Origin of the sequence: Sinomonas susongensis, from assembly GCF_005877005.1 — a bacterium.
Classification (GTDB): domain Bacteria; phylum Actinomycetota; class Actinomycetes; order Actinomycetales; family Micrococcaceae; genus Sinomonas; species Sinomonas susongensis.
The window spans coordinates 224891-250460 of the sequence record NZ_SSNH01000004.1; the positions used below are offsets into that span (position 1 = coordinate 224891).

The following is a 25570-nucleotide window of genomic DNA, read 5'->3' on the forward strand; positions in this document are numbered from 1 at the left end:
TACCTCCACCCTTGAGAGGCCCGGTTTTCCGGGCCTCTTTTCGTTGTGGGTGACGCGGGCCTGGATTTGGGTGACGCCTAACCCAGGAATGTCGCGTCCCGCGCAGCGTGGTTTCCGCCTTTTTCAGAGGTCCACGCGATAGATGTGGACCGAGTCGGTGTTCGCGAAGGTATCGGTGAACTGGCCGTTGACTACCGGAATCGTCCGGTTCTCGCCGAGGACGCTCACGCTCGTGCCGATACTGCCCGCCAAGGCGAAGGTCACGGAGGCGTTGGAGACAGAATCGGCGGCGTCATGCGCGAAAATGTAAGGGTGACCACTGTTCCACTTCGCCAGGTATTCCGGCCCTGCGGGGTCACCGTCGGGGGTCTTCCGGTCCGCTGACGAAGTGACGAGCCCGACCGCGTCCGGACCGTTCAAGACCGGTGCAAGAGACTGAGCTGTCGTGTAGAACGACTGTGCTGCCGCCTTTACGCCCGCGAACGCCGGATCTTCAAAGGAATCCGATGCCCCACCGGGGCGCACGAAGTTGTGCGTGAAGTAGTTGATGCCGCGAGCCCCCTCGATCACAGCTGACCAAAGGCCTGCTGTAAACGTAGCAGGATTGACTTCGTTGCCGTCCTGGCCGGTAAGTTCGTTGAACGAGTAGATCGGCTTGGTCCCACCCTGCATCTGCCGTTCATGGAAGACGAGCCGCCCGTAGTTGCGTGAGAGTCGGATGCGGGGGTCGAGGTTGGTGGGATCGGTGCATCGGAGGTCCTGGGAGTAAGACGAGTCACCGACGATGACGCGGTTGACACCCCACCATCCCTGGGCCAAGATGCATCCCTCCTGCTCGAAGTACACGTCCGAGGATGCGACGTCGGTGGACTGCGTGAATGAGAGCCAGTTGCGCGAGTCGCCCTGGGTCCCTGCGTACTTGCCGAAGTTCGCGTACTTGAACTTGCTGCCCGAGAGCTGTTGCGAGAGGGACTTCAGTGCTGTGTAGCCGCAGTCCAACGTCCCGTCGGTGCACATGTTCGCCGTGCCGAACCCGACCTGCCCGGACCAGCTGCCCCAGCCGTCGCCAGCCCATTGGTCGGCCTCGTCCGCGACGAGTTCTCCGCCGGCGCGGGTCGTGGTGTCACCAATCCCATAGAAGTGTGAATCGTCCTGCCAGCCGGGTGTCATGTACCCGTCTTCGAGATAGGTGTTGATGAGCGTGCTGTCGTCTGCTGCCCCTTTGGCGTCAGCTGCCCAGCGGGTGACCGGAAACATGGTCGTAGCGCCGGGGAAGCTGGAGGCCGGCCACTTGTCGTAATAGGTCTGGCCCCCGTCGATGGGTTTGAGGGTCACGCCTGCAGGCAGCGAGACGCCCGTGGTCGCTCTTGGCGTCGAGGCGACGTCCGATGAGAGGGCCCCGGCCATCAGCCCGACCACGCATGCGCCTCCTGCGAACACGGCCGCGGTACGCAATGGTCGACGGCAGTTGAGCATCCTCATCTGATCGAGTTCTCCCGCGAGTGCTGGTACAAGGGGAACAATGCCGTCACCAGCCGCTGCGCGTCGGTGTATGTCCCTTCCGGGCATCATCGGGCATCGGCATTTCGGCCCGCAGGCCGAGGAGGCGGATCGGACGGCCAGCTTCTATTCCGGCTGCGAGGTCCATGGCCCGGGCGAGGATTTCGCTCGCGTCGAATGTCTCGGGAATCTTCCTCGCGTGGGTCTTGGTCAAGAAGGGGGCGTACCGAACCTTGAGGGTCAGCCCGACCACGGGCCGTCCGTCGGCCACAACATCCTCGACGACATGCGCCGTCAGCTCCCTCACGGCGTCGTTCACCTGGTCCGGCTCGGTGAGGTCGCGCTGGAAGGTGGTCTCGCGGCTGTGCCCGCGGGGGACCCAAGGGGTGTCGTCGACAACACTGGCTCCCTCCCCGCGTCCGAGCTGCGCGTACCAGGGACCCATCTTGGGGCCGAACTCCGGGACGAGGTCCTGCGGGTCGCACGCAGCGAGCTCGGCGACGGTGTTGATTCCGAGTTTCGCGAGCCGGCCCGACACCTTGGCTCCGATGCCCCAGAGGTCCTTGGTGGGCCGACTGCCCATGACGTCCAGCCAGTTCGCCGCCGTGAGACGGAAGACGCCGGCTGGCTTTCCGAAGCCGGTGGCGACCTTGGCCCGGACGAGGGTGTCCCCGATGCCCACACTGCAGTGAAGTTGCGTGCGCTCCAGGACGGCGGCCTGCAGCTGCCGGGCGTAGGCTTCCGGATCCTCCGTCTGAATGCCGACGAAGGCCTCGTCCCAGCCCAGCACCTGCACGACGGCGCCGGGTTGCGTGCGCAGGGTACCCATCACCGCTTCGGACGCCTCGAGGTAGGCCTCGTGATCGACAGGCAGGATCACTGCGTCGGGCACTTTCCGGGCCGCGATGCGGAGCGGCATGCCGGAACCGACGCCGAACGCCCTGGCTTCGTAGGAAGCAGTCGAGACCACCGCTCGCTCCGTCGGGTCGCCCCGGCCGCCGACGATGATGGGTTTGCCCGCCAGCTCCGGGCGGCGGAGCACCTCGACCGCCGCGATGAACTGGTCGAGATCGACGTGCAGCACCCACCGGATTGCGCTCACGCCATCAGTCTGCCCGAAACATCTCTGGCGGGCATCGACCGTCGAAGCGAAGATGGGAGCGTCACGAGATTCCAGGGACAAGGACATGACGATGCCGGAACTCCTCATCGACTTCATCACCTCGCTCGACGGCTACGCGGCGGCTGAAGGCTGGCCGGGGTGGTGGGGCCTTCAGGGGCCGGAGTATCTGGCGTGGCTCGCCGACGCCCCAGAAGCCGACTACACCGTCCTCATGGGCGCAACAACGTATCGCGTGATGTCGGGATTCGCGGCTGCGGGTGAGCCGGGCACCGAGCCTCTGTCGGGCATACCGAAGATCGTCTTCTCGAAAACGTTGAGTGAGCCTCTGGCCTGGGCGAATACGCAACTTGTCAGCCGGGACGCTGTTGAGGCGGTGCGGGAGATGAAGGCAGGCGAGTCGAAGCCGATGCGCACCATTGGCAGCCTCAGCCTGTGCCGCTCACTCCTGAAGGCCGGCCTCGTGGACCGTTACCGCGTGGTCGTGTTCCCAGTGATCACGGGGAGTACCGGCCGGGAGCGGATCTACGACGGTTACCCCGACGTTGCGCTCGACATGATCAGCACGCGCACCTTCGACGGACGCATCCAGTTGCTCGAATACGTACCGGCCATCTTGCCCGAGCCGCCAGGTGCCGGGAGCGACCAGAGGGGATCTTCGTGAGCGGTCGTACCGATCGCTACGCCGCGACTCCTACGCCAGGCTCAGCTGCCAGGACACCCCGAACCGGTCGTTGACCCAACCGAATTTGGTGCTGAACCCGTAGTTCCCCAGGGGCATCAGCTCGCCGCCTCCCTCGGCCAGAGCCGTATAGAGCTGGTCGATCTCGGCCTCGCTCTCGCACTGCACGAAGAGCGACACGGCCGGTGTGAAGGTGAAGTCGTGGTGCCCGGGGCTGTCGATGCACATGAACGGCTGGCCGGCGAGCGTGAACGTCGCGTGCTGGATGGTTCCCTCCCTGCCGGGGCCGTCGGCCCCGTAGCGGCTCATGCTGATGACTTCGGCGCCGTCGAAGAGCGAGCGGTAGAAGTCCATCGCCTCCTCCGCGTTGCCCTCGAACATGAGAAACGTCGTGATCTTCTGGGGGGCGACGATGTCCATTCCGCTTTACCTTCGTCTCGAGGGCAGGCCAAGCCGGGCCGGTCGGCCCGCCGCGGGGAAGCCAGGATCGGGATTGCGACCCGCGGCTAAAATGGCGGGCAAGCCGGCGCGCCCGGGGCTCTGCCCGATTTTTCGGTCCGAGCGCGCCGACGCACGTCAACCCCCCACGGGCGGCGTGCGTGGACCACCTTAGCCTTGTATTCTCCCGACCCGCCAGCCTTCGGCGAGCGAGCTTTGACATGTACAAGAGGGGGTCTTCTGCAAGTTCCCTCCAAGCCAGCTCTCAAGATCGTCGTCTAAAGTCTGGCTGGACCAGTTTTCGTGCGAGAGGCAACAGGCGTGGTGGCGGAGCGAGTGATCTTCCGGAAAGTCCCCGAGGTGACGGCCCTCTTCTGGGTCATCAAACTGCTGACGACGGCGCTCGGGGAGGCGACCGCGGACTATCTCGTGAACGACTTCAACCCCTACCTCGCAGTCGTGGCCTGCACGCTGCTGTTCGTCGGAGCGCTCGCGCTGCAGTTCTGGTTCCGCCGCTACGTCCCGTGGGTCTATTGGCTTGCGATCGTCATGGTCGCCGTCTTCGGGACGATGGCGGCCGACGTCCTGCACGTCGTGATGGATGTGCCGTACTGGCTCTCCTCGGCGGCCTTCGCCGTCGCGTTGGTTGTGATCTTCTGGGCCTGGTACCGCGTCGAGGGGACCCTCTCGATCCACAGCATCACCACTACGCGGAGGGAGATCTTCTACTGGGCCGCGGTATCGGCGGCCTTCGCCCTCGGAACCGCTGCGGGGGATCTGCTCGCCTATACGGCTCATCTCGGCTTCCTTGCCGCGGGGCTCGTGTTCGCCGTCCTCTTTGTGGCCCCGGGCGTGGCCTGGCGCGCCGGGATGAACAGCATCGCGGCGTTCTGGGTCTCATACGTCCTGACGCGTCCGCTGGGCGCCTCGTTCGCCGACTGGACCGGGAAGGGACAGGACGCAGGCGGCCTCGGGTGGGGCGACGGGCCCGTGGCAGCAGTGCTCTTGGTGCTCATCGTCGCGCTCGTGGGCTACCTGCAGGTGCGGCAGAGGAAGGCCGGCGAGCTCGAGCCGGCGACCGAGGCCGCGCGGTAGCTCCGGGGGCCTTGGGCCGCGCGGGAAGTCCGGACGCCTAGGAGTACTTCGCCATCCGCGCCTTGACCTGCGCGACATAGGCCTTGGTGTCGGGGTACATCCCGTACGCCTGGACCCCGTAGAGGCCCTGGTAGTATCCGGCGATCGCGATGTCCTGGCTCGCGGCGTTCTTGAGGAGCCAGCGGAGCATCGCGACGCCCGCAGTGATGTTGTCGTTCGTGTTCCGCAGGTCGAGGGGGCGCCCGGCGAGACTCGAGAGCCAGCTCGCGTTGGCAGGCATGATCTGCATGACGCCGATCGCTCCGACGGAGGAGGTCACGTTCTGCCTGAAGCTGGACTCCTGCTCGGCGATGGCGAGCGCGAGTGCGGTCGGGACCCCCATGCTGCTGGCGGTCTGGCGCACCATGGCCTGGATCTGGGCGACCGTTTCGGTGCCCGACGCGGTGCTGCCACCGCCCTTCGACATGAGCGTCCCGAGCGGAATGCCGGTCTTCTCCTGCACGCCGTACATGGTCTTCTGGCGCGCCGTGGTGTCGTCCCACATCGACGAGGACCACCCTGGCGGGGCTGCAGTTGCCGCCTTGACGTTCGACGGCGCGGGAGCGGCGGACGACGTCGGCTGGCCGGCGGCCGCGGGGGCCGAGGCTGCGGGGGCGGTCGACGCCGCGCGGATCACGATCCGCTGGCCCGGGTAGATGGTCGACGTCGACCCGAGGCCGTTGAGGCTGCGGAGGTCGCTGAGCGGCACGCCGGTCTGCTGGGAGATGCCCCAGAGCGTGTCGCCGCTCTTGACGGTGTAGGTCTGCGGCGCGGTGACCGCGGGCGCGGGCGCAGCGGCGGGCGCGGCGCTCGGGGCTGCGGGGGTTGCCGGGGTGCTGCCGATCCGGATGTGCTGCCCGGGGTAGATGATCGAGCTCCAGCCGAGGCCGTTGAGCTGGAAGAGGGTGTTGAGCGGTACCCCGGTACGCGCCGCGATCCCGCTGAGTGTGTCGCCCGGGCGGACAACGTAGGTGTCCGCGGCGGCAGCTGCCGGGGCCGCGATCGCGGCGGTCAAAGCGGCGGCCGATGCGGTGACCGAGGCTGCCCTCAGGCGACGTCCCTTGTTCATGCGGCAGTTCTCCTCCCCATCCGACCCCTGTTGGACATATCCAATCACACGTCCAGGCCCAATCCCGGCATCATTGCAGTATCCTTGCCCAACTCTTGGATGGACCGGGGCTCTTGTCACCGGCTGGAGCAGCCCGGTAATATCTGGTAAGTACCAGTTGTCGTCGAGGATGGCTGGCCGCTAGGACCGCGAGGAGAGGATAGCCATGTCCAAGGCAGAGAAGATCATCGAAGGACTCGGCGGGGCCGACAACATCGTGGAGATCGAGGCGTGCATCACCCGCCTGCGGACCGAAGTCAAGGATGCCTCGCGCGTCAAGGAGGACGTCCTCAAGGGTGCCGGTGCCCACGGCGTCCTGAAGGCGGGCACCGCGGTCCAGGTCATCGTCGGACCCGAGGCGGACACGCTCGCCGAGGACATCGAGGACCTCCTGTGACAGCGGCCTCCCTCGACGTCGTCTCGCCGCTCACCGGGCGTGTTGTTCCACTGCAGGACGTCCCCGACCCGGTCTTTGCTGGGCAGATGGTCGGTGCGGGGGCCGGCGTCGAGCCAGCCGCTGAGCCGTTCGAAGTCGTCGCCCCCGTCGCGGGAAAGCTCGTGAAGCTCCTTCCCCACGCATTCGTCGTCGTCGACGCGGCTGGACGGGGAATCCTCACGCACGTCGGGATCGACACCGTGAAGCTCAAGGGGGAGGGGTTCACGCTCCTCGCCGAGAAAGGGGACGAGGTCGAGGCCGGCACCGTCGTCATGCGCGTGGACCCATCGGCCGCCCTTGCCGCGGGCTATTCGCTCGTGAGCCCCGTCGTCGTCCTCGATTCCAAGCCAGACACGGCGACCGGAGTCCCGGAGGGGCAGATCAAGGCGGGCGACCGGCTCTTCAGCTGGACGGCCCCTGCTCAGCCGTCGGCTTAGAGGTGGACTTCCATCGTGAGGGCGTAGCGGTCCGAGCGGTACCACGACCGGGCGTGCTCGATGGCGTGTTCGCCTGAGAAGGAGACCCGGTCGAAGTAGAGGACGGGGTCGCCCATCTCGGCGCCGAGGAGGACTGCGACGTCCGACGGCGCGCCCTCGGCCTTGACGCTCTGCCTGGCACGATCGACCTGATGGCCGAAGTCGGAGGCGAGGGCGCGGTAGATCGAGCCGGTGAGGTCGATGTCCAGCAGGCCCTGGGCGAGGGAGGCGTTGTACCAGGCATCGTCGACGCTCACGGGGCGGCCGTCCGCCAAGCGGACCCGGCGGATGTGGTACGCCTGCTCTGACCGGTCGAGTCCGAGCGCCTTCGCGGTGGCCGGCGGCGGATACGCCTGCGTTGCCTCGAGCACGATCGTGCTCGGCTTGTGCCCCTGTGCCTCCATCTCCTGCGTGAACGAGGCCAGGTGGAGAGTGGACTGGACCGTGCCTTCGGAGACGAAGGTGCCCTTGCCGGGCACTCGCACGAGGTGCCCCTCGCTCACGAGCCGCCCGATCGCCGCGCGGACGGTGATGCGGCTGAGCCCGAACTGTTCCATGAGCGTGCGCTCGCTGGGCACCCGGCCCCCGGGCTCGAGCTCGTCCTTTGCCATCCGGAGCAGGATTGCGTGGAGCTGTTCGTGCTTGGGGACTTGGCTGTTCGCGATGGAATCGAGTGCGGCACGCCCCGTCGCGGAGTTGCTGATGGCCATCATTGCCTTCCTGCCAGCATGCTCGGATAGTACCAGTCAATACCATGCGCTACCCGAGAGCCGAGGACGGCGGGCTCAGCCTGCCCGGCTCTCCCGGCTCACCCAGCCCAGATCGTCCGAGATGGCGTGCGTGCACGCCAGGAGGTCGGGCAGCAGCCCGAGCAGACCGGTCTGATCGAGGAGGACGACGGGCACCGAGCAGGACGCCGCCGCCACGACGCGTCCGGATGCGTCCCGGATGGGGGCAGCGATGCAGTGCACGAACTCCTCGTGCTCCGAGGCGTCGAGGGCCCATCCCTGGGCGTCCACGCGGTCGAGCTCGGCCAGCAGCGCAGACGGCTCCGTGATGGTCCGCTCCGTGAACCGGGCGTAGTCGAGCGCGGCCACGATGCTCGCGCGGCGTTCCCGTGGCAGGTCGGCGAGAAGCACCTTGGACACGGCTGCCGCGTGGAGGGCGGCGGTGAGCCCGACGCGCGAGTACATGCGAACGGGATGGCGGGACTCGAGCTTGTCGATGTACGTGACGTCGGGCCCCTCGAGGGCCGCGAGGTGGACAGTATGGCCGGTCGCCTCGTTGAGGCGGGCGAGGTGGGGATGGGCGACGGCGCGGAGCCCCCGCTGCTCGAGCGCGAGGGACGAGAGCTCGAACAGCTTCCGGCCCAGGCGGTAGCGCTGCTGCTCGTCGCGCACCACGAACCGCTTCGCCTCGAGGTCGTGCAGGAGCCGCATGACCGTCGTCTTGTGCACGGTCGCGCGCGATGCGAGCTCGTCGAGGCTCGCCGGACCCGCGGCGAGCTCGTCGAGAAGGTCGAGGGCCCGGAGGAGGCTCTGGCTCACGGGAGCCTGGCCTCCACCCGGAAGGCGTCGCCATCGAGCGAGAATCCATGGCGGGAAACAGACGCCCCGGCCCACGCCTCGTCCGAGCAGGCGAGGATCCGCCCGAGGGCAGCGGCGTCGGGCAACGGCCCGTGGTCGCCCGGGACGACGAGCGTGCACGCGGCGGCGACATGGCCGCGCCGCAGGCTCGACTTCTCGTCGAGCCCGAGGACGACGCCGCTCAGGTAGCCGGCGGCGAAGGCGTCGCCGGCGCCCACGGGCTCGACGACGTCGACCAGGAGTGAGGGGACCTCCTCGCGTTCGCCGCTGCGGCCGAGGGCGATCGCGCTCGTCGCCTCGTTCTTGACGACGACGGTCTGCGGGTCGGGGAGCAGCGCACGGATCTCCGCCTCGTCACCGGTCCCGAGCGCGTGCTCGGCCTCGTCCTTGCCGACGAGCACAATGTCGGCCTGGTTCGCGAGGCTGCGCAGCACGCTCCGATCGCGCCCTTCCCACAGCGACGGGCGCCAGTTGACGTCGAAGCTCACCTTGCACCCGCCCCGCGGGCGGCTCAGGACCGCCTCGAGGAGCGCGAGGGCGTCCTCCGAGAGCGCAGCGGTGATGCCGCTGACGTGCAGGAGCGCGGCCTTGGCGAGGAGCGGCGCAACCTGCGGCGAGTCGAGCAGGGCCGGGCTCATGGCCGAGGCTGCCGAGCCGCGCCGGTAGTAGAGGACGGATGCGGGGGCGGTCTCGGTCCGGGGGAGCTTGACATAGAGGCCGGTGGGGCGCGCGCCGTCGATCTCGACTCCTGCGACGTCCACGCCGTGGCCCTTGAGCTCCGAGAGGATCCGGTCGCCGAAGCCGTCCTGCCCGACGCGACTCACCCAGTGGGCGTCGAGACCCATGCTTGCGAGCCCCACGGCGACGTTCGACTCGGCGCCGCCGATCCCGACGTGCAGGGTCGCAGCGCCGTCGAGCGTCACTCCGGGTTCGGGTGTCAGCATTGCCATGGTCTCGCCCAGGCACACGGCTGTCGGCATGTGGATTTCAGAGCTCCTCGGGAAAGGGCATGACGCCCCGGATGGCCGCCCGGTTGACGGCAGTTTTTCCGCAATGCTAGACAGGGAGGCAGAAAGTATGCAACTGCGATTGCAGAATACGCAACGTACGTAGTGCAGCCCTGATGCTCGAGAGGAACTCTTCCATGACCGCCGAAGAACTCATCGCACTGCTCGCCGAGGATCGCACACTCGCCGTCGTCCGGGCCAAAGCGATCCCGGACGCCGCCGGGCTCGCGGCAGCCCTCGCCTCCGGTGGGGTACGGGCCCTCGAGCTCACGTTCACGACGCCCGACGTCGTCACCCACGTGCGCCGGGTAGCGGAGACGGCGAGCGAGCACGGTGCTGTGATCGGAGTCGGAACCGTGCTCACCGCGGACCAGGCTCGGGCGGCCATCGACGCAGGCGCCCAGTTCCTCGTCACTCCCGGCATCCGGCCTGCTGTCGCGCAGGTCGCAGTGGCCGCCGGCATTCCCGTATGCCTTGGCGCCATGACGCCCTCAGAGGTCGCCGAGGCGCTCGACCTCGGCTCCGACGTCGTCAAGATCTTCCCGGCCCGCCAGGTCGGGCCCGGGTTCCTCAAGGACCTCCAGGGCCCGTACCCAGGGGTCAAGCTCCTGCCGTCAGGAGGGATCGACGTGTCCAACGCGCGTTCCTACCTCGATGCAGGTGCGCTCGCTGTCTGCTGCGGAACCTCCGTGGTGCCGCCGTCGGCCGTGGAAGCCGGCGCCTGGGACGACATCGCGTCCCGCGCCGCCGCGTTCACGGCCGCCCTCGGCACGGCGGGCGAGGGGGCACGCACTGCCGCAGGATAGGGGCATGAGCGAACGCGGCGAGCACCTCACGATCCCGACTCCTTCAGGCCACGTCTCAGGCGTCTACCTCCGCCCCGACACGCCGGACGCGACGGTCGTCGTCGCCCACGGCGCCGGGGCCGGGATGGACCACCCGTTCATCGTCGGGTTCGCCGAAGCGCTTGCCGACCTCGGGCTCGCGACCCTGCGGTTCAACTTCGCCTACCGGGAGGCCGGCAAGCGGCTGCCTGACCGCGCCCCCAAGGCCATCCCCGTGTGGGCGGCTGCCTTCGAGGAGGCCCGGCGCCGTTCCGAGGGCGAGCCGCTGTGGGCCGCGGGCAAGTCGTTCGGCGGGCGCATGGCCTCGATGGCGCTCGCAGAGGGGGCAATGGACCCCGCCGGCCTGATCTTCCTCGGCTATCCGCTCCATCCGGCTGGCAAGCCCGAGAAGCTCCGGGACGAACACCTCTACGGGCTCGAGGTGCCCATGCTCTTCCTGCAGGGCACGCGTGACCCTCTCGCGATACAGGAGCTGCTCGACGCCGTCGCCGCGAAGCTTCCGACGTCGACCCTCGCGTGGCAGGAGGGCGGCGACCATTCGTTCGCCGTCAAGGGCGTCAGGCGGACTGCGGAGGAGGTGGGCGCCTCCCTCGCGCCGCAGGCCGCCGAGTTCGTCCGCGCCCCGCGCTGAGTCCCAGGTGCAAGGATGGGACCATGACTACCGCCGTCGTCGTGGGGAGCGGGCCCAACGGCCTCGCCGCCGCAGTGCGGCTCGCGGAGGCCGGCGTCTCCGTCCGGGTCCTCGAGGCGGAGCCCGCCATCGGCGGCGGAACACGCTCCACGACGACGCCGGCTCCGGGCGGCGGCGGGACCCTCATCTCAGACGACTGCTCGGCCTTCCACCCCATGGGCATCGTCTCGCCCTACTTGGCGAGCCTCGGCCTGGAGCGCTACGGACTGCGCTGGCGCTGGCCCGAAGTCCAGCTCGCGCACCCGCTCGGCGGCGGTCGCGCTGCGGCCGTGTGGCGGGACCCCACCCGCACCGCCCAAGCGCTGGGGCGGGACGGCACGGCCTGGGAGGCCACCGTCGGGGCAGTCGCCCATAGCCTCGACGGACTGGTGCAGGACATTCTGCGCCCGGTGCTGCACGTCCCGCGCCACCCGCTGCTCCTTGCGCGCTTCGGCGCCCTCGCTGCCCTGCCCGCCACCGTCCTCGCGAAGGTCTGGCGGGATGACCCCGCCCGCGCGCTCTTCGCGGGGGTCGCCGCGCACGCCTTCGCGGACCTTCGCCGCCCTTTCACGAGCTCGGTGGGCCTCGTCCTGACCGCCGCGGCACAGTCGGTCGGCTGGCCCGTCGCGGAGGGCGGAAGCCAGGCGATCGCGGATGCGCTCGCCGCCCGCCTGACGGAGCTCGGCGGCACGATCGAGACCGGGGTGCGCGTCCGCCGCGCCGACGACGCCGGCCGGCCCGACCTCCTGCTCCTGTGCGTCACCCCGTCCGCGGCGGCGACCATCCTCGCCGGGCGGCTCCCGGCCGCCGTCGCCCGCGGCTACGCCCGGTACCGCTACGGGCCCGCGGCTTTCAAGGTCGACTACGTGGTGGAGGGCGGCGTGCCGTGGACGGCCCAGGAAGCCCGGCAGGCCGGGACGGTCCACGTGGGCGGGACCATCCAGGAAATCGCCGCGGCTGAGGCGGCGACCGTCAAGGGTCGTATGCCGGCCCGTCCCTTCGTGCTCGTGGGGCAGCAGTACCTCGCCGACCCGACCCGCTCGGCCGGGAACCTGCACCCGGTCTGGGCGTACGCGCACGTCCCGAACGGCTATCCGGGAGACGCGACCGAGGCGGTCACGGCCCAGATCGAACGGTTCGCCCCGGGCTTCCGCGACTGCATCCGGGCAGTCTCAGTGCGCTCGGTGGCCGCCACCGAGGCTCACAACGCGAACTACGTGGGGGGCGACATCAGCGCGGGGGCCAACTCGGGGCTGCAGCTCGTGTTCCGTCCGAGCGTCGCGGCGGACCCCTATTCGACCGGGATCCCCGGCGTCTTCCTGTGCTCCGCGGCGACTCCGCCCGGCGGGGGAGTGCACGGGATGTCCGGCTTCCTCGCAGCCGAGCGGGCCCTCGCCTCGCTGCGCGCCTAGAGTAATCGGGTGCACGACGACGACCGCCCCACGGGCGCCTTTCCCTACGAACGGCTGCGCCGCTTCCCGGACGTCGAGGCCCCGAACCTGCAGGCCTGGGACGCGACCGACCTTCTCCTCGCCGACCGGGGCACCGCCGACGCCGTGCAACGGGGCCTCACGGGGAGGGAGATTGCCGTCATCGGAGACAACTACGGCGCGATCTCCCTGCGGCTCGCTGCGGCGGGCTTCGTGGGTGTCCGTGTCCACCAGGACCTCGCAACCGGGCGCGAGGCGTTCCGCCGCAACGCGGAGGAGCTGGGCCTCGAGGACCTGCAGATACCGTCCGAGCTCGAGCGCGGGCTGCTCGATGGCGCACGGCTCGTCCTGCTGCAGCTTCCGCGCGGCCTTGCGGAGCTCGAAGAGTACGCCGACGCCGTCGCGCGGTGGGCGGCCCCCGACGTCGTCCTCGTCGCGGGCGGCCGGGTCAAGCACATGACCCTCGCCATGAACGACGTCCTCGGAAAGGCCTTCGAGGTCGTCGAGGCGGAGCTCGCCGTGCGGAAGTCCCGCCTGCTCGTAGCCTCTGTCCCACGTCCGGTGCCGGAGCGGCCCCCGTTCCCGGTCCGCGCCGCGCACGCTGACGTGGGCCTCGTCCTCTACGCCCACGGCGGCGCGTTCGCCGGTCCCCGGCTCGACCTCGGCACGCGCTTCCTCCTGGGATTCCTCGACCGCATGCCGGCGGGGGAGGCCGTCGACCTCGGCTGCGGGACGGGAGCCCTCGCTGCGGGCTACGCGCTCGCCCACCCGGACGCCGTCGTCGTCGCGACGGACCGTTCGGCGGCCGCCGTCCGTTCGGCCCGGGAGACCGTGGCGGCCAACGGCCTCGAGGGGCGCGTCCGCGTCGAGCACGACGACGCCGGCGCCCTCCTCCCCGAGGCCTCTGCCGACGTGGTCCTGCTGAATCCGCCGTTCCACCTGGGTGCGAGCGTCCACGCGGGCGGAGCCCTCCGGCTCATCGAGGCCGCCGCGCGCATCCTGCGCCCGGGCGGCGAGCTCTGGACTGTGTACAACTCCCACCTCGACTACCGTCGCCAGCTCCGCACGGTGGTCGGCAGGACGAGTGTGGAGGGGCAGTCGGGCAAGTTCACCGTGACGCGATCGGTGCGCCGCCCCTAGGCCTGCCGGGATCTTCCCAGCTCAGCGCTGGAACGGCGCTCTGGGGACAGTCACTCCTGAGGGCTCGACAAGGTAATTTAAGTGCTCGGCAAGGTAACTTTAGTCACGGGGGCAATGACGCAGCACTTGGGAAGGATCCTGTGACGGAGAACTCACGTCAGCCTGCGCCCCGACGCGGGACGAACCTCCCACGGATGGGGGACTTCAACCTGACGGTGATCCTCGACGCCATCCGCCGTTCCGACGCCGGCCTGAGCCGCGTCGAACTCGCCCAGCTCGTCGGCCTCTCGCCCCAGACCATCTCGAACATCTCCCGCCGCCTGCTCGACCAGAAGCTCATCGTCGAGGCCGGCAAGGAGGGCACGGGACCGGGCAAGCCGCGCACCATCCTCCGGCTCAACCCGGGTGGCAGGTATGCCATGGGCGTCCACCTGGACCCCGCGCTCATCACCGTGGTCCTTCTCGACCTGGTCGGGTCCGTCGTCGTCAAGAACACTTTCGTGACCCCGCAGAGCCACGACCCACAGGAGATCGTGGACGCCATCGCCGAATGCGTCGAGAAGCTCCTGGAGGGCTCCGGGGTGGATCGGAAGCTGGTTGCCGGCCTCGGTGTCGCGGCGCCCGGTCCTGTCGATCTCGAGCGGGGCGCCGTCGTCGGCCCGCCGCTCCTGCGCGGATGGGTCGATGTGCCGCTGCGGGAGATGGTGCAGGACGCCACCGGCCTGCCGACGACCGTGGACAAGGACGTGACGGGAGCCGCGGTTGCCGAGATCTGGGCCGGCGGCCCCGGCGGCTCGGGCAGCTTCGTGTTCTTCTACCTCGGAACCGGGCTCGGCTGCGGCCTCGTCCTCAACGGCGAGGTGTACCGAGGCGCGTCGGGCAACGCAGGCGAGATCGGCCACATCATCGTCGATCCGGACGGGCCGCTCTGCAGCGACGGGTGCGGGATGCGGGGGACGATCGGCAGTTCGCTCGAGCCCACCGTGATCGTGAGCGAGGCCGTCGTCGCAGGCGTTCTCCCGGCGCTGCCGCCCAAGCCGACGGCCCGCGACTTCCAGGCCGCCTTCGCGCGGCTGTGCGGTCTCGTCGACGAAGGCGACGAGAGGGCGATCGCCATCATGCGCAGGGCCGCGCGCAGCATGGCCTGGGCTGCGGCCGTCGTAGGGAACATCGTGGACGTCGAGCGCATGATCTTCGGCGGTCCCTTCTGGGACGCTGTCGCAGACTTCGTGCTCGAGGTGCTTCCGGACATGATCAACGAGCTCCTCGCGACCCGAGGGATCCGCAGGGTAGGACTCTCGGGGACGCGGCTCGGCGAGGACGTGGGGGCCGTCGGCGCGGCGTGCCTGGTCCTCGAACGCGCTCTCGCCCCGCGCGCGGAGCGGCTGCTCCTCGAAGGCTGATCCCCTCCGCCCGGATCTCGGGGCGAGGACGACGGCGGCAACGCCAGCCCGCGCGTCACGGAGCGTCATGCGAGGTCTTCTTCGTAGCAATCGGGCGATTTGCCATTCGTTCCGGCCGAGCGCTTGAAGCACGTCAGGCGGCTCCGTAGGCTTTTTCCCAAGTTGCTCCTGCAACGTGTCAGCGATCCCCGCGATGGGGATGTGGGTGCCCCCGTGAGGGCCTGACATTTGCCGCAGGAGGCTGGTCCCTGTGGGACGACCGCTCGGCGGCGTCCTGGGACCGGTCGTCCCGCGTTCCTGAATACCCTTCATCGCCGGCGCCGTCGGCAGCATCGGAATCCAAGGTCTGCAAATGCCACCACCCACACTTGTCGAGGCACCCTCCTCGAGCGCTCTCGCGCCACCCGTCGCCCTCTCCTACGAGCTCTTCCCGCCGCGCAGCGACGCTGCCTCGGTCACGCTCTGGAAGACCATCCGCGAACTCGAACGCACCGACCCGGACTACGTGTCGGTGACGTACGGCGCCAGTGGCTCCAACCACGCCAAGGCCCTGGACCTCGTGGACCGACTCCAGGTCGAGACGACGCTCCGCCCGCTCGCGCATCTCACCTGCGTCGGCGGGACTCCGGCCGAGCTGAGCGCGATCGTGAACGAACTCCTCGACCGCGGGGTGCGGGGCATCCTCGCGCTCCGCGGAGACCGTCCGCAGGACGGTGTCCTGCCCGACGGCGGACTCCAGTACGCCCAAGACCTCATCGAGCTCATCCGCAGGATCGAGCTGCGCCGGTCCGCGCAGCTTGCGGCAGGCAAGATCGCGATCGGCGTCGCGGCCTACCCGACGAAGCACCCCGAATCGCCGAGCGAGGCCCACGACGTCGAGGTGCTCCTTGCGAAGCAGCGTTCGGGCGCGGACTTCGCCATCACGCAGGTCTTCTTCCACCCGAGCCAGTACTCCTCCCTCGTGCACCGGGCGCGGCGGGCAGGAGTGACCATCCCGATCATCCCGGGGATCATGCCGCTCACGAGCGTTCGGCGCATCCTGAAGCTCTCCGAGCTCAGCGGCGTCGAGCCGGACAGCGGACTCGTGGACCGGATCCGCTCGGTCGGGGACGACGCTGCCCTCGCGCGGAAGATCGGCGTCGAGGCGTCTGTGGCGCTCGCCGAGGCGGCCCTCGGCGCCGGCGCCCCGGGCCTCCACCTGTACACGTTCAACGAGCACGAGAGCGCACTCGATGTCCTCGCGCGCCTCAACCTGCCACGGCCGTCCAGGCCCTCCCTCCTCGCCCGCCACCGGGCCCACTGAGACCGACCTCGAACAGAAGGACTGACGATGACCGCCCAGACCCCTGCTTCTCCCACCGCCCACCCCGCGTTTCCAGCGGCAACCATCCTCGGCTACCCCCGCATCGGCCGCCGCCGCGAGCTCAAGAAGGCCGTCGAGGCCTACTGGGCCGGCAAGAGCAGCCTCGCCGAGCTTGAGGAAGCTGCCGAGGGCATCCAGCTCGCGACGCTCCGTCGCCTCGCCGAGCTGGGCCTCACCGAGGCCTCTGCGATCCCCGGCACGTTCTCGTTCTACGACCAGGTCCTCGACACCGCCGTCGCTCTGGGTGCAGTCCCCGCGCGCTTCGGTGCCCTGCACGACGGCGAAGGCCGGCTCGGGCTCGATGCCTACTTCACGCTCGCCCGCGGCAACGCCGAGCAGCAGCCGCTCGAGATGACCAAATGGTTCGACACGAACTACCACTACCTCGTCCCGGAGATCGGGCCCGACACCGAGTTCTCGCTCTCCTCCGAGCGGGTCGTCGAGGAGTTCCTCTTCGCGAAGTCGCACGGGTTCCTCACCCGCCCGTACCTCGTGGGACCGGTGACCTTCCTACTGCTGAGCAAGCCGGCCGACGGCACCCCCGAGGAATTCGATCCGCTCTCCCGCCTCGAGGACGTCCTGCCGGTCTACGCGGAGCTCCTCGCCCGGCTCCGGGCCGCTGGCGCCGAGTGGGTCCAGCTCGACGAGCCGGCCCTTGTCGCCGATCTGGACACCCCCGCGCTCGAAGTGAGTGACGCCGTCGAGCGCGCCTACGGCGTCCTCGCGGGCCTCCCCGCCGCCGACGGCGGGCGCCCCAGCATCCTCCTCTCCGCGCCCTACGGCGGGCTCGGCGCGCAGGCAGCGGTTGTCGCGGCGACCGCCGTCGAGGCCGTGGCCCTGGACCTGTTCAAGGGCGCGCTGCCCTCGGACGAGGACCTCGCAGAATTCGCCGGCAAGACGGTTGTCGCCGGCCTCGTGGATGGGCACAACATCTGGCGGAACGACCTTGCCGCCTCGGCAGCCAAGCTCGATGCGCTCACGGCGGCAGGCGCGGAGCACGGGTTCGAGGTCGCCGTCGCCACGTCGACGTCGGCCTTCCACGTCCCGCACGACGTCGAGGAGGAGACCCAGCTCGACGCCGGTCTCCGCAGCTGGCTCGCGTTCGCGGACCAGAAGGTCGGCGAGGTCGCGACGCTCGCGACGTACCTCCGCGAGCCCGAGGCCGCCCGCACCGCAATCGAAGAGGCCTCAAGGATCATCGCCTCCCGCGCCCAGGCCCCGGGCGTCAGGCGTCCCGAGGTGCGCGAGCGCACCGCCGCCCTCACGGCGGCCGACTTCTCCCGTTCCGACTACGCCGACCGCGTCGTGGCGCAGGACGCCGAGCTGCACCTGCCGCCGCTGCCGACGACGACAATCGGCTCCTTCCCGCAGACCGCCGAGGTCCGAGGTGCTCGCGCCCGTCTCAACAAGGGCGCGATCGATGCGGCGGAATACGAGCAGCTGATGAAGGACGAGATCAAGCGCGTTGTCGACCTCCAGGAGGAGCTCGGCTTCGATGTGCTCGTCCACGGCGAGCCGGAGCGCAATGACATGGTCCAGTACTTCGCCGAGAACCTCGACGGCTTCGACGTCACGGTCCACGGCTGGGTCCAGTCCTACGGCTCGCGCTGCACGCGTCCCTCGATCCTGTGGGGCGACGTCTCCCGCCCGGCGCCCATCACCGTGCCGTGGGCCGAGTACGCGCAGTCCCTCACGGAGAAGCCGCTCAAGGGCATGCTCACCGGCCCCGTCACGATCCTTGCGTGGTCCTTCGTCCGCGATGACCAGCCCCTCGCCGAGACCGCCAACCAGGTCGCGCTCGCCCTCCGCGACGAGATCGCAGACCTCGAGACGGCCGGCATCAAGGTCATCCAGGTCGACGAGCCCGCGCTGCGCGAGCTGCTCCCGCTCCGCCGGGCGGACCAGGCGGCGTATCTCGACTGGTCGGTCAAGTCGTTCCGCCTTGCCACCGCGGGTGCGGCCGACGCCACGCAGATCCACACGCACCTGTGCTACTCCGAGTTCGGCGTGATCATCGACGCGATCGACGGCCTCGATGCCGATGTCACCTCGATCGAGGCCGCCCGCTCCCGCATGGAGGTCGTCAACGACCTCGACACGCACGGCTTCGGCCGTGGCGTGGGACCGGGCGTGTACGACATCCACTCGCCGCGAGTCCCCTCGCAGGAGGAGATCGAGGATCTGCTCAAGACGGCCGTCGCACATGTGCCGTCGCGCCAGCTCTGGGTGAACCCGGACTGCGGCCTCAAGACCCGCGGCTACGCCGAGACCGAGGCCTCGCTGCGGAACCTCGTCGAGGCCGCCAAGGCCGCTCGAGGCGTCCTCGCCGCCAACGCCTGACGGACGGCGGCCCCTCGTGTTGAGGGGCCCATGAATGAGGGGTCAATGTCCTAGGACATTGACCCCTCATTCATGGGCGGGACCCTGCGGTCGGTCTGGGCCAGTCGAGATCAGTCCCACTCGACTTCGTCGTCGACCACACCGTTCTCGTCAGCGGCCGCGAGGAGCACCTCGTCCGTGAACCCCTCGCCGAGGGTGAAGCCGAGCACGAAGTACCTTTCAGGCTGCCCGGGGAAGATGCCGACTTTGATGAGCCGCAGCGCCTGGACGAAGCACTCGCCGTCGACCTCGTCCTTCGTGGCAACCCCGAACAGCTCGTGGACTCGGCCGTCGTTCAGGTTCTGGCAGTGGAAGTGGCGGTACTCGACGGCCGCGGAATTGTCGTCGTCGAGGTCCTGGATGATCCGTTCGCGCGCCGCGTCGATGAGCTCGGGGAGGAAGCGAAGCCGGTAGTCGACCTTGTGGAGGCACGCTTCGTCGATCCGGTCGTGTTCCCCAATGCTGAGGTCCAGCGGGATCGGCACGCCGTCGTGCTCATAGCGGCCCGAGATGATCCGTTGCCCCGCCGGCGTGAGGGCGATCTCCCCGAAATGCCGGCTGACTGCCGTCTCCATGGGAAAAACATAGTCCTCTCACGCAAGCCGCGCGAGCAGGCCCACGGCGTCGTGCGGAGCCCGCCCGTCGGCGTCGTTGTCGAAGTAGACGTAGGTGTCGAAGCCGTCCGCGAGCCACCCGCGCACCCGTTCGGCCCACTCGTCGAGCGAGGCATCGGCGTAGCCGCCGCCGTAAAGCCTGGTCTCGCCGTGCAGGCGTACGTAGCGGAAGTCCGCCGTCTCATCGTGGAGCACCGGCCAGCGCCCCGCACTGTCCGCAATGACCGTGCAGATTCCCCGCTCCGCGAGGAAAGCCCGCGCCTCCGGGGTGTCGAAGCTGCTGTGCCGCGGCTCGAGCGCGTGGCGCAGCGGCATTTCCGCGAGGACCTCCAGGAAGGCGCGCTGCTCCGGCACCTTGTCGTCGTGCTGCTTCGCGAGCGCCGCGGCCGACGACGCCGAGCGGGGGAGCAGGTCGAAGAACCGCGTGAGCGTCTCCTCGTCGAAGGCCATCCGTTCCGGGAGCTGCCACAGGATCGGGCCGAGCTTGTCCCCGAGCGCGAGCACGCCCGAGGCGAAGAAGTTGGCAAGGGCTGTCTCGACGTCGCGCAGCTGTTTCATGTGGGTGATGAATCGGCCGCCCTTGACGGCGAACACGAAGCCCTCGGGGGTGGCGTCGCGCCATGTCTCATAGGATGACGGGCGCTGGAGCGAGTAGAAGGAGCCGTTGAGCTCGGCCGAGGACATTCGCTCCGCGGCGTAGGCGAGCTCGTCCTTCTGTCGGAGGCCGCGCGGGTAGAAGTCGCCTCGCCAGCTCGAGTAGCGCCAGCCGGAGACGCCGATATACGCAGTGGCCACGGTCCCCAGCGTAGGGCCAGGCTCCCGACCCTTCCGGCAGCGGCTCCGACCGCTCAGCGCCGCGCCGCTCCGGGTCCACGGGCCGGGAGCGACTTGAGCGTCTCCGCGACAAGGTCCAGGAAGAGCCCGGTCTGCGGATCCGTGCTGCCGCCCGGCCGCAGCGCGAAGATATTGCGTGCGAGCCGGATTTCAGGGACGTCGACGACGACGACGCCCTCCGGCCGCGACTGGAGGGCCAGCTCCGGGACGAGGGCTGCTCCGAGGCCGGCGGAGGCGAGGCCGAGGCTCGCGTTGAAGTCGTCGCTGTAGGCGACCACGCGGGGCTCGAGTCCACAGCTCGCGAAGAGCCGGTCGATCACGGCCGCATCGCTCGTGCCGGGATGATGGACGATCCACGGCATGCCGCCCAGCTGGGTGGCGGTGACCTGGGCTCCGTTCGCGATGCCCCACGAGGCGGGAAGGACAACGCAAAAGGGGTCGTCGCCGATCCACTGGCGATCCATCGTGTGCGGCCATGCGAGTCCGCTCTGGCCCACCTGATAGACGAGGACGACGTCGAGCTCGCCTCCCGCGAGAAGGCCGCGGATCGTCTCGCCCGGCTCGGCGACGGCGACATGGAGGTCCAGCCCGAGGTGCCGCCATCGCTCGTTCTTCAGGACGCCTGGGAGCACGTACGTCGCAAGGCTCGGGAAGATGCCGAGCCGGAGCTGGCGTGCGGCCGCCTCGGCTGCACGCGCGGTCGCGGCCTTGAGCGCGTCGATGTCCGTGAGCACCTTGGTCGCGTGGCGCGTCATGACGACGGCGGCCTCCGTGGGCACGACGCTCTTGGCCGAGCGGATGAACAGCGAGACTCCGGTCTCCCGCTCAAGGGCTGCCATCTGCTGGGAGACTGCGGAAGCTGTGTACCCGAGGCGATGGGCCGCGGCGGCGAAGGAACCCTGCCGCACCACCTCGAGGAGGGTCTGAAGGTGGATGGGGTTCACCATGCCGGCCTCCTCTCTCGATCACGGGGTCCGCATTCAGCCTAAGGCACACAGGCGGTGGGGGAGCCGGACGCGGGATCGCCGCCGCGACACGCCGAGGATCTGCGACACGGAACTTTTCCGGAGTGTGCATCCACCGATCCACACCCTGTGGACAAGGTCACTCGAGTGGCGGAATTTCGCGGCTCGGGCGGTGCGTTAAGTGTGTAGTGACTGTGGACTGCCCGCGTGATGAATGACATACTTGTAAGACATCATCTTGGGGTTCACAGCAGCGCCGACCACTACATGTAGTATCGAGTCACGTCAGGCAGTCCAATCCGTTGGGGAGGCCGCCGGCCGTATGGGGGGCCCGGACACGGGCCGAAGCCAGCAAGTCTTCCAGGAGGGAAGGAACCATGAACGTCACGGTCTACACGAAGCCTGCGTGCGTGCAGTGCAATGCCACCTACCGTGCGCTGGACAAGAAGGGCATTGCCTACCAGAGCGTTGACGTCACCCAGGACCCCGAGGCGCTCGAGCGCCTCAAGGCCATGGGCTACATGCAGGCTCCCGTTGTCGTGACCGATGGTGGCCACTGGTCGGGCTTCCGCCCCGACAAGATCGAAGAACTCGCCCAGGCTGCGGCGTCGTCCGTGTCGGTGGCCTGACCCGCCGTCGTCCGTCTCTCTCGCAGGGGGTGCTGAGGTGACCTCTCTGGTCACGGCCGCAGCTGGCGCTGATGCGCCGGGCGCGCAGCCCGAGCCCCGCCTCGTCTCGAGCCGACTCATCTACTTCTCCTCTGCCTCCGGCAACACCCACCGCTTTGTGGGCAAGCTCGGCCTCGACGCCGAGCGGATCCCGCTCCACCCGAACGACCGGGCGCTCCGCGCCACGGAGCCGTTCGTGCTGATCCTGCCGACCTATGGCGGGACCGGGGGAGCGGGGTCCGTGCCGAAGCAGGTCATCAGGTTTCTCAACGATCCGCAGAACCGATCCCTCATCCGGGGGGTCATCAGCGCGGGCAACACGAATTTCGGGGACAACTACTGCGCGGCCGGCGACGTCGTCGCCGTGAAGTGCAAGGTGCCCCACCTCTACCGATTCGAACTCATGGGAACGGCGGACGACGTCGCCCGGGTCACCGAAGGATTGGACGCATTTTGGACACGACTGTCGCAGAACCCGCGGTAGCGGCTGTGGATTCTCAGGAGAAGGACCCCAAGGAACTGCCCGCCAAGTTCAAGGGCCTGGGCTACCACGAGCTCAACGCGATGCTGAACCTGTACGGCGAGGACGGCAAGATCCAGTTCGAAGCCGACCGGTACGCCGCGCGGCAGTACTTCCTCGACCACGTCAACACCAACACGGTGTTCTTCCATGACCTGGACGAGAAGCTCGAGTACCTCGTCAAGCACGACTACTACGAGCGCGAGACCCTCGACCAGTACACGATGAACTTCATCCGCGAGCTCTTCAGCCGTGCGTACAAGAAGAAGTTCCGGTTCGAGACGTTCCTCGGCGCCTTCAAGTTCTACACGTCGTACACGCTCAAGACCTTCGACGGGAAGCGTTACCTCGAGCGCTACGAGGACCGCGTCTGCATGGTTGCCCTCCACCTTGCGCGCGGCGACGAGAAGCTCGCGGTCCAGCTCGTGGACGAGATCATCGCGGGCCGCTTCCAGCCCGCGACCCCGACGTTCCTCAACGCGGGCAAGAAGCAGCGCGGCGAGCTCGTCTCGTGCTTCCTGCTGCGCATCGAAGACAACATGGAGTCGATCGCCCGGGGCATCAACTCGGCCCTCCAGCTCTCGAAGCGAGGCGGCGGCGTCGCCCTCTCGCTCACCAACATCCGCGAGCACGGCGCACCGATCAAGCAGATCGAGAACCAGTCCTCCGGCGTCATCCCCGTCATGAAGCTGCTCGAGGACTCTTTCTCCTACGCGAACCAGCTCGGCGCGCGCCAGGGCGCCGGCGCCGTTTACCTGCACGCGCACCATCCGGACATCTACCGGTTCCTCGACACGAAGCGCGAGAACGCGGACGAGAAGATCCGCATCAAGACGCTCTCCCTCGGCGTCGTGATCCCGGACATCACGTTCGAGCTCGCGAAGCGGAACGAGGACATGTACCTGTTCTCGCCGTACGACGTCGAGCGGGTCTACGGGGTGCCCTTCTCGGACGTCTCCGTCACCGAGAAGTACTACGACATGGTCGACGACTCGCGGATCAAGAAGACGAAGATCAACGCCCGCGAGTTCTTCCAGACCCTCGCCGAGATCCAGTTCGAGTCGGGCTACCCGTACATCATGTTCGAGGACACCGTGAACCGGGCCAACCCGATTGCCGGCAAGGTGACCATGAGCAACCTCTGCTCCGAGATCCTGCAGGTCTCATCGCCATCGCTATACAACGAGGACCTCACGTACGCCCAGGTGGGCAAGGACATCTCCTGCAACCTCGGGTCCATGAACATCGCCAAGACGATGGACTCGGGTGACTTCGGGCTCTCGATCGAGACTGCGATCCGCGCCCTTTCCGCTGTGTCCGACATGAGCAACATCCAGTCGGTGCCGTCCGTGGCCGAGGGCAACGGAAAGTCCCACGCGATCGGCCTCGGCCAGATGAACCTGCACGGCTACCTTGCGCGGGAGCGGGTGCACTACGGGTCTGAAGAGGGCCTCGACTTCACCAACATCTACTTCTACACGGTGCTGTTCCACGCGCTGCGGGCCTCGAACCTGCTTGCGCAGGAGCACGGCCAGGCGTTCGGCGGCTTCGAGAACTCGAAGTACGCGTCGGGGGAGTTCTTCGACAAGTACACCGAGCAGGAGTGGGCGCCCCAGACCGACAAGGTCCGCCAGCTCTTCGCGGACGCCAACGTGCACGTCCCGACCCAGGACGACTGGCGCGCGCTCAAGGCTTCGGTCATGGAGCACGGCATCTACAATCAGAACCTCCAGGCCGTCCCGCCCACAGGCTCGATCAGCTACATCAACAACTCGACGTCCTCCATCCACCCGGTGGCTTCGAAGATCGAAATCCGCAAGGAAGGCAAGATCGGGCGCGTGTACTACCCGGCGCCTTACCTGACGAACGAGAACCTCGAGTACTACCAGGACGCGTACGAGATCGGCTACGAGAAGATCATCGACACGTACGCCGCGGCCACGCAGCACGTGGACCAGGGCCTTTCGCTCACCCTGTTCTTCAAGGACACGGCGACGACGCGCGACGTGAACAAGGCGCAGATCTACGCGTGGCGCAAGGGCATCAAGACGCTCTACTACATCCGGATCCGCCAGCTCGCCCTCGAAGGGACCGAGGTGGAGGGTTGCGTCAGCTGCATGCTCTAGCGGTTGCTCACTCTTACTTCGTTCGGAAGGACCTCCCATGACCCCCGAGAAGCTCAAGCTCCTCGACCACGTCCAGGCGATCAACTGGAACCGCATCCAGGACGACAAGGACGTCGAGGTGTGGAACCGCCTCGTGAACAACTTCTGGCTGCCTGAGAAGGTGCCGCTCTCGAACGACGTCCAGTCGTGGGCGACTCTGACGCCGCAGGAGCAGGAGCTCACGATGCGGGTCTTCACCGGTCTCACGCTGCTCGACACGATCCAGGGCACCGTGGGCGCGGTCAGCCTCATCCCGGACGCGGTCACCCCTCATGAGGAAGCCGTCTACACGAATATCGCGTTCATGGAGTCGGTCCATGCCAAGAGCTACTCTTCGATCTTCTCCACGCTCTGCTCGACCAAGGAGATCGACGACGCGTTCCGTTGGAGCCTCGAGAACGAGAACCTCCAGCGCAAGGCGCACATCGTCATGGACTACTACCGTGGCGACGAGCCCCTCAAGCGCAAGGTCGCCTCGACCCTGCTCGAGAGCTTCCTCTTCTACTCGGGCTTCTACCTGCCCATGTACTGGTCATCGCGGGCGAAGCTCACGAACACCGCCGACCTCATTCGCCTCATCATCCGCGACGAGGCCGTGCACGGCTACTACATCGGCTACAAGTTCCAGAAGGGCCTCGAGAAGGTCTCCGAGGAGAAGCGCCAGGAAATCAAGGACTACACGTTCGAGCTGCTCTTCGAGCTCTACGAGAACGAGGTCCAGTACACGCACGACCTCTACGATCCCGTTGGGCTTGCCGAGGACGTCAAGAAGTTCCTGCACTACAACGCCAACAAGGCGCTCATGAACCTTGGCTACGAGGCGATGTTCCCCTCGTCGGTCACGGACGTGAACCCTGCGATCCTTTCGGCTCTCTCGCCGAACGCTGACGAGAACCATGACTTCTTCTCAGGGTCCGGTTCGAGCTACGTGATCGGCAAGGCCGTGAACACGGAGGACGACGACTGGGATTTCTAGTCTTCTGTGAGAAAAATGTCTAGGTTGAAGAACCGGACCCAATCTGCAAGAGATCGGCGGCCTTCCTAGAAGTCATACAATTAGGTCGCCGATCTCGATGGTTGGCGGTGT

General features: G+C 68.1%; 25 protein-coding genes. 15 read left to right on the forward strand and 10 right to left on the reverse strand.

The features are described 5' to 3' along the window. Positions 1–123: 123 nt before the first annotated feature. Together E6A21_RS07750 and E6A21_RS07755 are read right to left on the reverse strand one after the other, a co-directional pair. Positions 124–1419: a hypothetical protein gene (locus E6A21_RS07750; protein WP_138443566.1), complete on the reverse strand. Its 1296-nt coding sequence runs from the start codon at positions 1417–1419 to the stop codon at positions 124–126. Positions 1420–1528: 109 nt separating this feature from the next. Next, positions 1529–2602 (reverse strand): DNA polymerase IV, encoded by a 1074-nt coding sequence (locus tag E6A21_RS07755; protein ID WP_484385946.1) that lies wholly within the window; start codon positions 2600–2602, stop codon positions 1529–1531. Between the two features lie 91 nt (positions 2603–2693). Here E6A21_RS07755 and E6A21_RS07760 point away from each other — a divergent pair, with 91 nt between their 5' ends. Further along, the gene (locus tag E6A21_RS07760; RefSeq protein ID WP_138443567.1) at positions 2694–3284 is read left to right on the forward strand and encodes a dihydrofolate reductase family protein; all 591 of its coding nucleotides are present in this window, start codon (positions 2694–2696) and stop codon (positions 3282–3284) included. A gap of 30 nt (positions 3285–3314) precedes the next feature. On the opposite strand, the gene E6A21_RS07765 is transcribed toward E6A21_RS07760, so the two are convergent. Further along, a complete protein-coding gene (locus E6A21_RS07765) occupies positions 3315–3722 on the reverse strand; it encodes a VOC family protein (protein ID WP_138443568.1) in 408 nt (135 codons plus the stop codon). A 339-nt stretch (positions 3723–4061) separates the two neighbouring features. Here E6A21_RS07765 and E6A21_RS07770 point away from each other — a divergent pair, with 339 nt between their 5' ends. Further along, positions 4062–4835, forward strand: coding sequence for a COG4705 family protein (locus tag E6A21_RS07770; protein WP_212745889.1), 774 nt, complete (start codon positions 4062–4064; stop codon positions 4833–4835). Positions 4836–4872: 37 nt separating this feature from the next. Here the strand turns inward: E6A21_RS07770 and E6A21_RS07775 are convergent, their stop codons facing one another. Next, entirely contained in the window at positions 4873–5943 is a 1071-nt protein-coding gene (locus E6A21_RS07775; protein ID WP_138443569.1) for a LysM peptidoglycan-binding domain-containing protein, read from the reverse strand. A gap of 205 nt (positions 5944–6148) precedes the next feature. Between E6A21_RS07775 and E6A21_RS07780 the strand changes: the two genes are divergently transcribed. Together E6A21_RS07780 and E6A21_RS07785 are read left to right on the forward strand one after the other, a co-directional pair. Next, a complete protein-coding gene (locus E6A21_RS07780) occupies positions 6149–6379 on the forward strand; it encodes a PTS sugar transporter subunit IIB (protein ID WP_138443570.1) in 231 nt (76 codons plus the stop codon). Then, positions 6376–6855, forward strand: coding sequence for a PTS sugar transporter subunit IIA (locus E6A21_RS07785; RefSeq protein ID WP_138443571.1), 480 nt, complete (start codon positions 6376–6378; stop codon positions 6853–6855). The genes E6A21_RS07780 and E6A21_RS07785 overlap by 4 nt, the downstream gene beginning before the upstream one ends. On the opposite strand, the gene E6A21_RS07790 is transcribed toward E6A21_RS07785, so the two are convergent. From E6A21_RS07790 to E6A21_RS07800, 3 genes are all read right to left on the reverse strand, one after another. Further along, positions 6852–7607 carry a GntR family transcriptional regulator gene (locus E6A21_RS07790; protein WP_246036253.1) on the reverse strand — a complete coding sequence of 252 codons (756 nt, stop codon included), beginning with the start codon at positions 7605–7607 and terminating at the stop codon, positions 6852–6854. The genes E6A21_RS07785 and E6A21_RS07790 overlap by 4 nt on opposite strands. Positions 7608–7679: 72 nt before the next feature. Next, the gene (locus E6A21_RS07795) at positions 7680–8441 is read right to left on the reverse strand and encodes an IclR family transcriptional regulator (RefSeq protein WP_138443572.1); all 762 of its coding nucleotides are present in this window, start codon (positions 8439–8441) and stop codon (positions 7680–7682) included. Beyond that, positions 8438–9460, reverse strand: coding sequence for a sugar kinase (locus E6A21_RS07800; protein ID WP_138443573.1), 1023 nt, complete (start codon positions 9458–9460; stop codon positions 8438–8440). The genes E6A21_RS07795 and E6A21_RS07800 overlap by 4 nt, the downstream gene beginning before the upstream one ends. Before the next feature lie 164 nt (positions 9461–9624). Here E6A21_RS07800 and E6A21_RS07805 point away from each other — a divergent pair, with 164 nt between their 5' ends. The 7 genes from E6A21_RS07805 to metE all read left to right on the forward strand — a co-directional run bounded on the left by E6A21_RS07805 (position 9625) and on the right by metE (position 18678). Next, entirely contained in the window at positions 9625–10293 is a 669-nt protein-coding gene (locus E6A21_RS07805; RefSeq protein ID WP_138443574.1) for a bifunctional 4-hydroxy-2-oxoglutarate aldolase/2-dehydro-3-deoxy-phosphogluconate aldolase, read from the forward strand. A gap of 4 nt (positions 10294–10297) precedes the next feature. Beyond that, positions 10298–10963, forward strand: a complete 666-nt coding sequence (locus E6A21_RS07810) for an alpha/beta hydrolase family protein (RefSeq protein ID WP_138443575.1) — start codon at positions 10298–10300, stop codon at positions 10961–10963. A gap of 23 nt (positions 10964–10986) precedes the next feature. Continuing rightward, entirely contained in the window at positions 10987–12414 is a 1428-nt protein-coding gene (locus tag E6A21_RS07815) for a phytoene desaturase family protein (protein ID WP_138443576.1), read from the forward strand. 9 nt (positions 12415–12423) lie between these two features. Then, on the forward strand, positions 12424–13572 hold the full coding sequence (locus tag E6A21_RS07820) for a class I SAM-dependent methyltransferase (RefSeq protein ID WP_138443577.1): 1149 nt from the start codon (positions 12424–12426) through the stop codon (positions 13570–13572). Positions 13573–13766: 194 nt separating this feature from the next. Then, entirely contained in the window at positions 13767–14975 is a 1209-nt protein-coding gene (locus tag E6A21_RS07825; RefSeq protein WP_138443626.1) for an ROK family transcriptional regulator, read from the forward strand. A gap of 352 nt (positions 14976–15327) precedes the next feature. Further along, positions 15328–16278 carry a methylenetetrahydrofolate reductase gene (locus E6A21_RS07830; protein ID WP_138443578.1) on the forward strand — a complete coding sequence of 317 codons (951 nt, stop codon included), beginning with the start codon at positions 15328–15330 and terminating at the stop codon, positions 16276–16278. Between the two features lie 27 nt (positions 16279–16305). Beyond that, positions 16306–18678: a 5-methyltetrahydropteroyltriglutamate--homocysteine S-methyltransferase gene (gene metE / locus E6A21_RS07835; protein ID WP_138443579.1), complete on the forward strand. Its 2373-nt coding sequence runs from the start codon at positions 16306–16308 to the stop codon at positions 18676–18678. Positions 18679–18788: 110 nt separating this feature from the next. Here metE and E6A21_RS07840 read toward each other — a convergent pair whose 3' ends face one another. From E6A21_RS07840 to E6A21_RS07850, 3 genes are read right to left on the reverse strand one after another with little or no spacing between them, the layout of a single operon-like run. Further along, on the reverse strand, positions 18789–19292 hold the full coding sequence (locus E6A21_RS07840) for a DUF2004 domain-containing protein (RefSeq protein ID WP_138443580.1): 504 nt from the start codon (positions 19290–19292) through the stop codon (positions 18789–18791). 18 nt (positions 19293–19310) lie between these two features. Next, complete coding sequence (locus tag E6A21_RS07845) at positions 19311–20126, reverse strand: DUF72 domain-containing protein (protein WP_138443581.1); 816 nt, start codon at positions 20124–20126, stop codon at positions 19311–19313. Between the two features lie 53 nt (positions 20127–20179). After that, positions 20180–21112 (reverse strand): LysR family transcriptional regulator, encoded by a 933-nt coding sequence (locus E6A21_RS07850; protein ID WP_138443582.1) that lies wholly within the window; start codon positions 21110–21112, stop codon positions 20180–20182. Positions 21113–21507: 395 nt separating this feature from the next. On the opposite strand from E6A21_RS07850, the gene nrdH reads away from it, so the two are divergent. The 4 genes from nrdH (at position 21508) to nrdF (ending at position 25459) form a co-directional block, all read left to right on the forward strand. Then, positions 21508–21759 carry a glutaredoxin-like protein NrdH gene (gene nrdH / locus E6A21_RS07855; RefSeq protein WP_138443583.1) on the forward strand — a complete coding sequence of 84 codons (252 nt, stop codon included), beginning with the start codon at positions 21508–21510 and terminating at the stop codon, positions 21757–21759. A 118-nt stretch (positions 21760–21877) separates the two neighbouring features. Beyond that, positions 21878–22282, forward strand: a complete 405-nt coding sequence (nrdI, locus tag E6A21_RS07860) for a class Ib ribonucleoside-diphosphate reductase assembly flavoprotein NrdI (RefSeq protein WP_246036262.1) — start codon at positions 21878–21880, stop codon at positions 22280–22282. A 35-nt stretch (positions 22283–22317) separates the two neighbouring features. Further along, entirely contained in the window at positions 22318–24444 is a 2127-nt protein-coding gene (gene nrdE, locus E6A21_RS07865) for a class 1b ribonucleoside-diphosphate reductase subunit alpha (protein WP_138443627.1), read from the forward strand. A 37-nt stretch (positions 24445–24481) separates the two neighbouring features. Beyond that, positions 24482–25459 (forward strand): class 1b ribonucleoside-diphosphate reductase subunit beta, encoded by a 978-nt coding sequence (gene nrdF / locus E6A21_RS07870; RefSeq protein WP_138443585.1) that lies wholly within the window; start codon positions 24482–24484, stop codon positions 25457–25459. Positions 25460–25570: the final 111 nt, after the last annotated feature.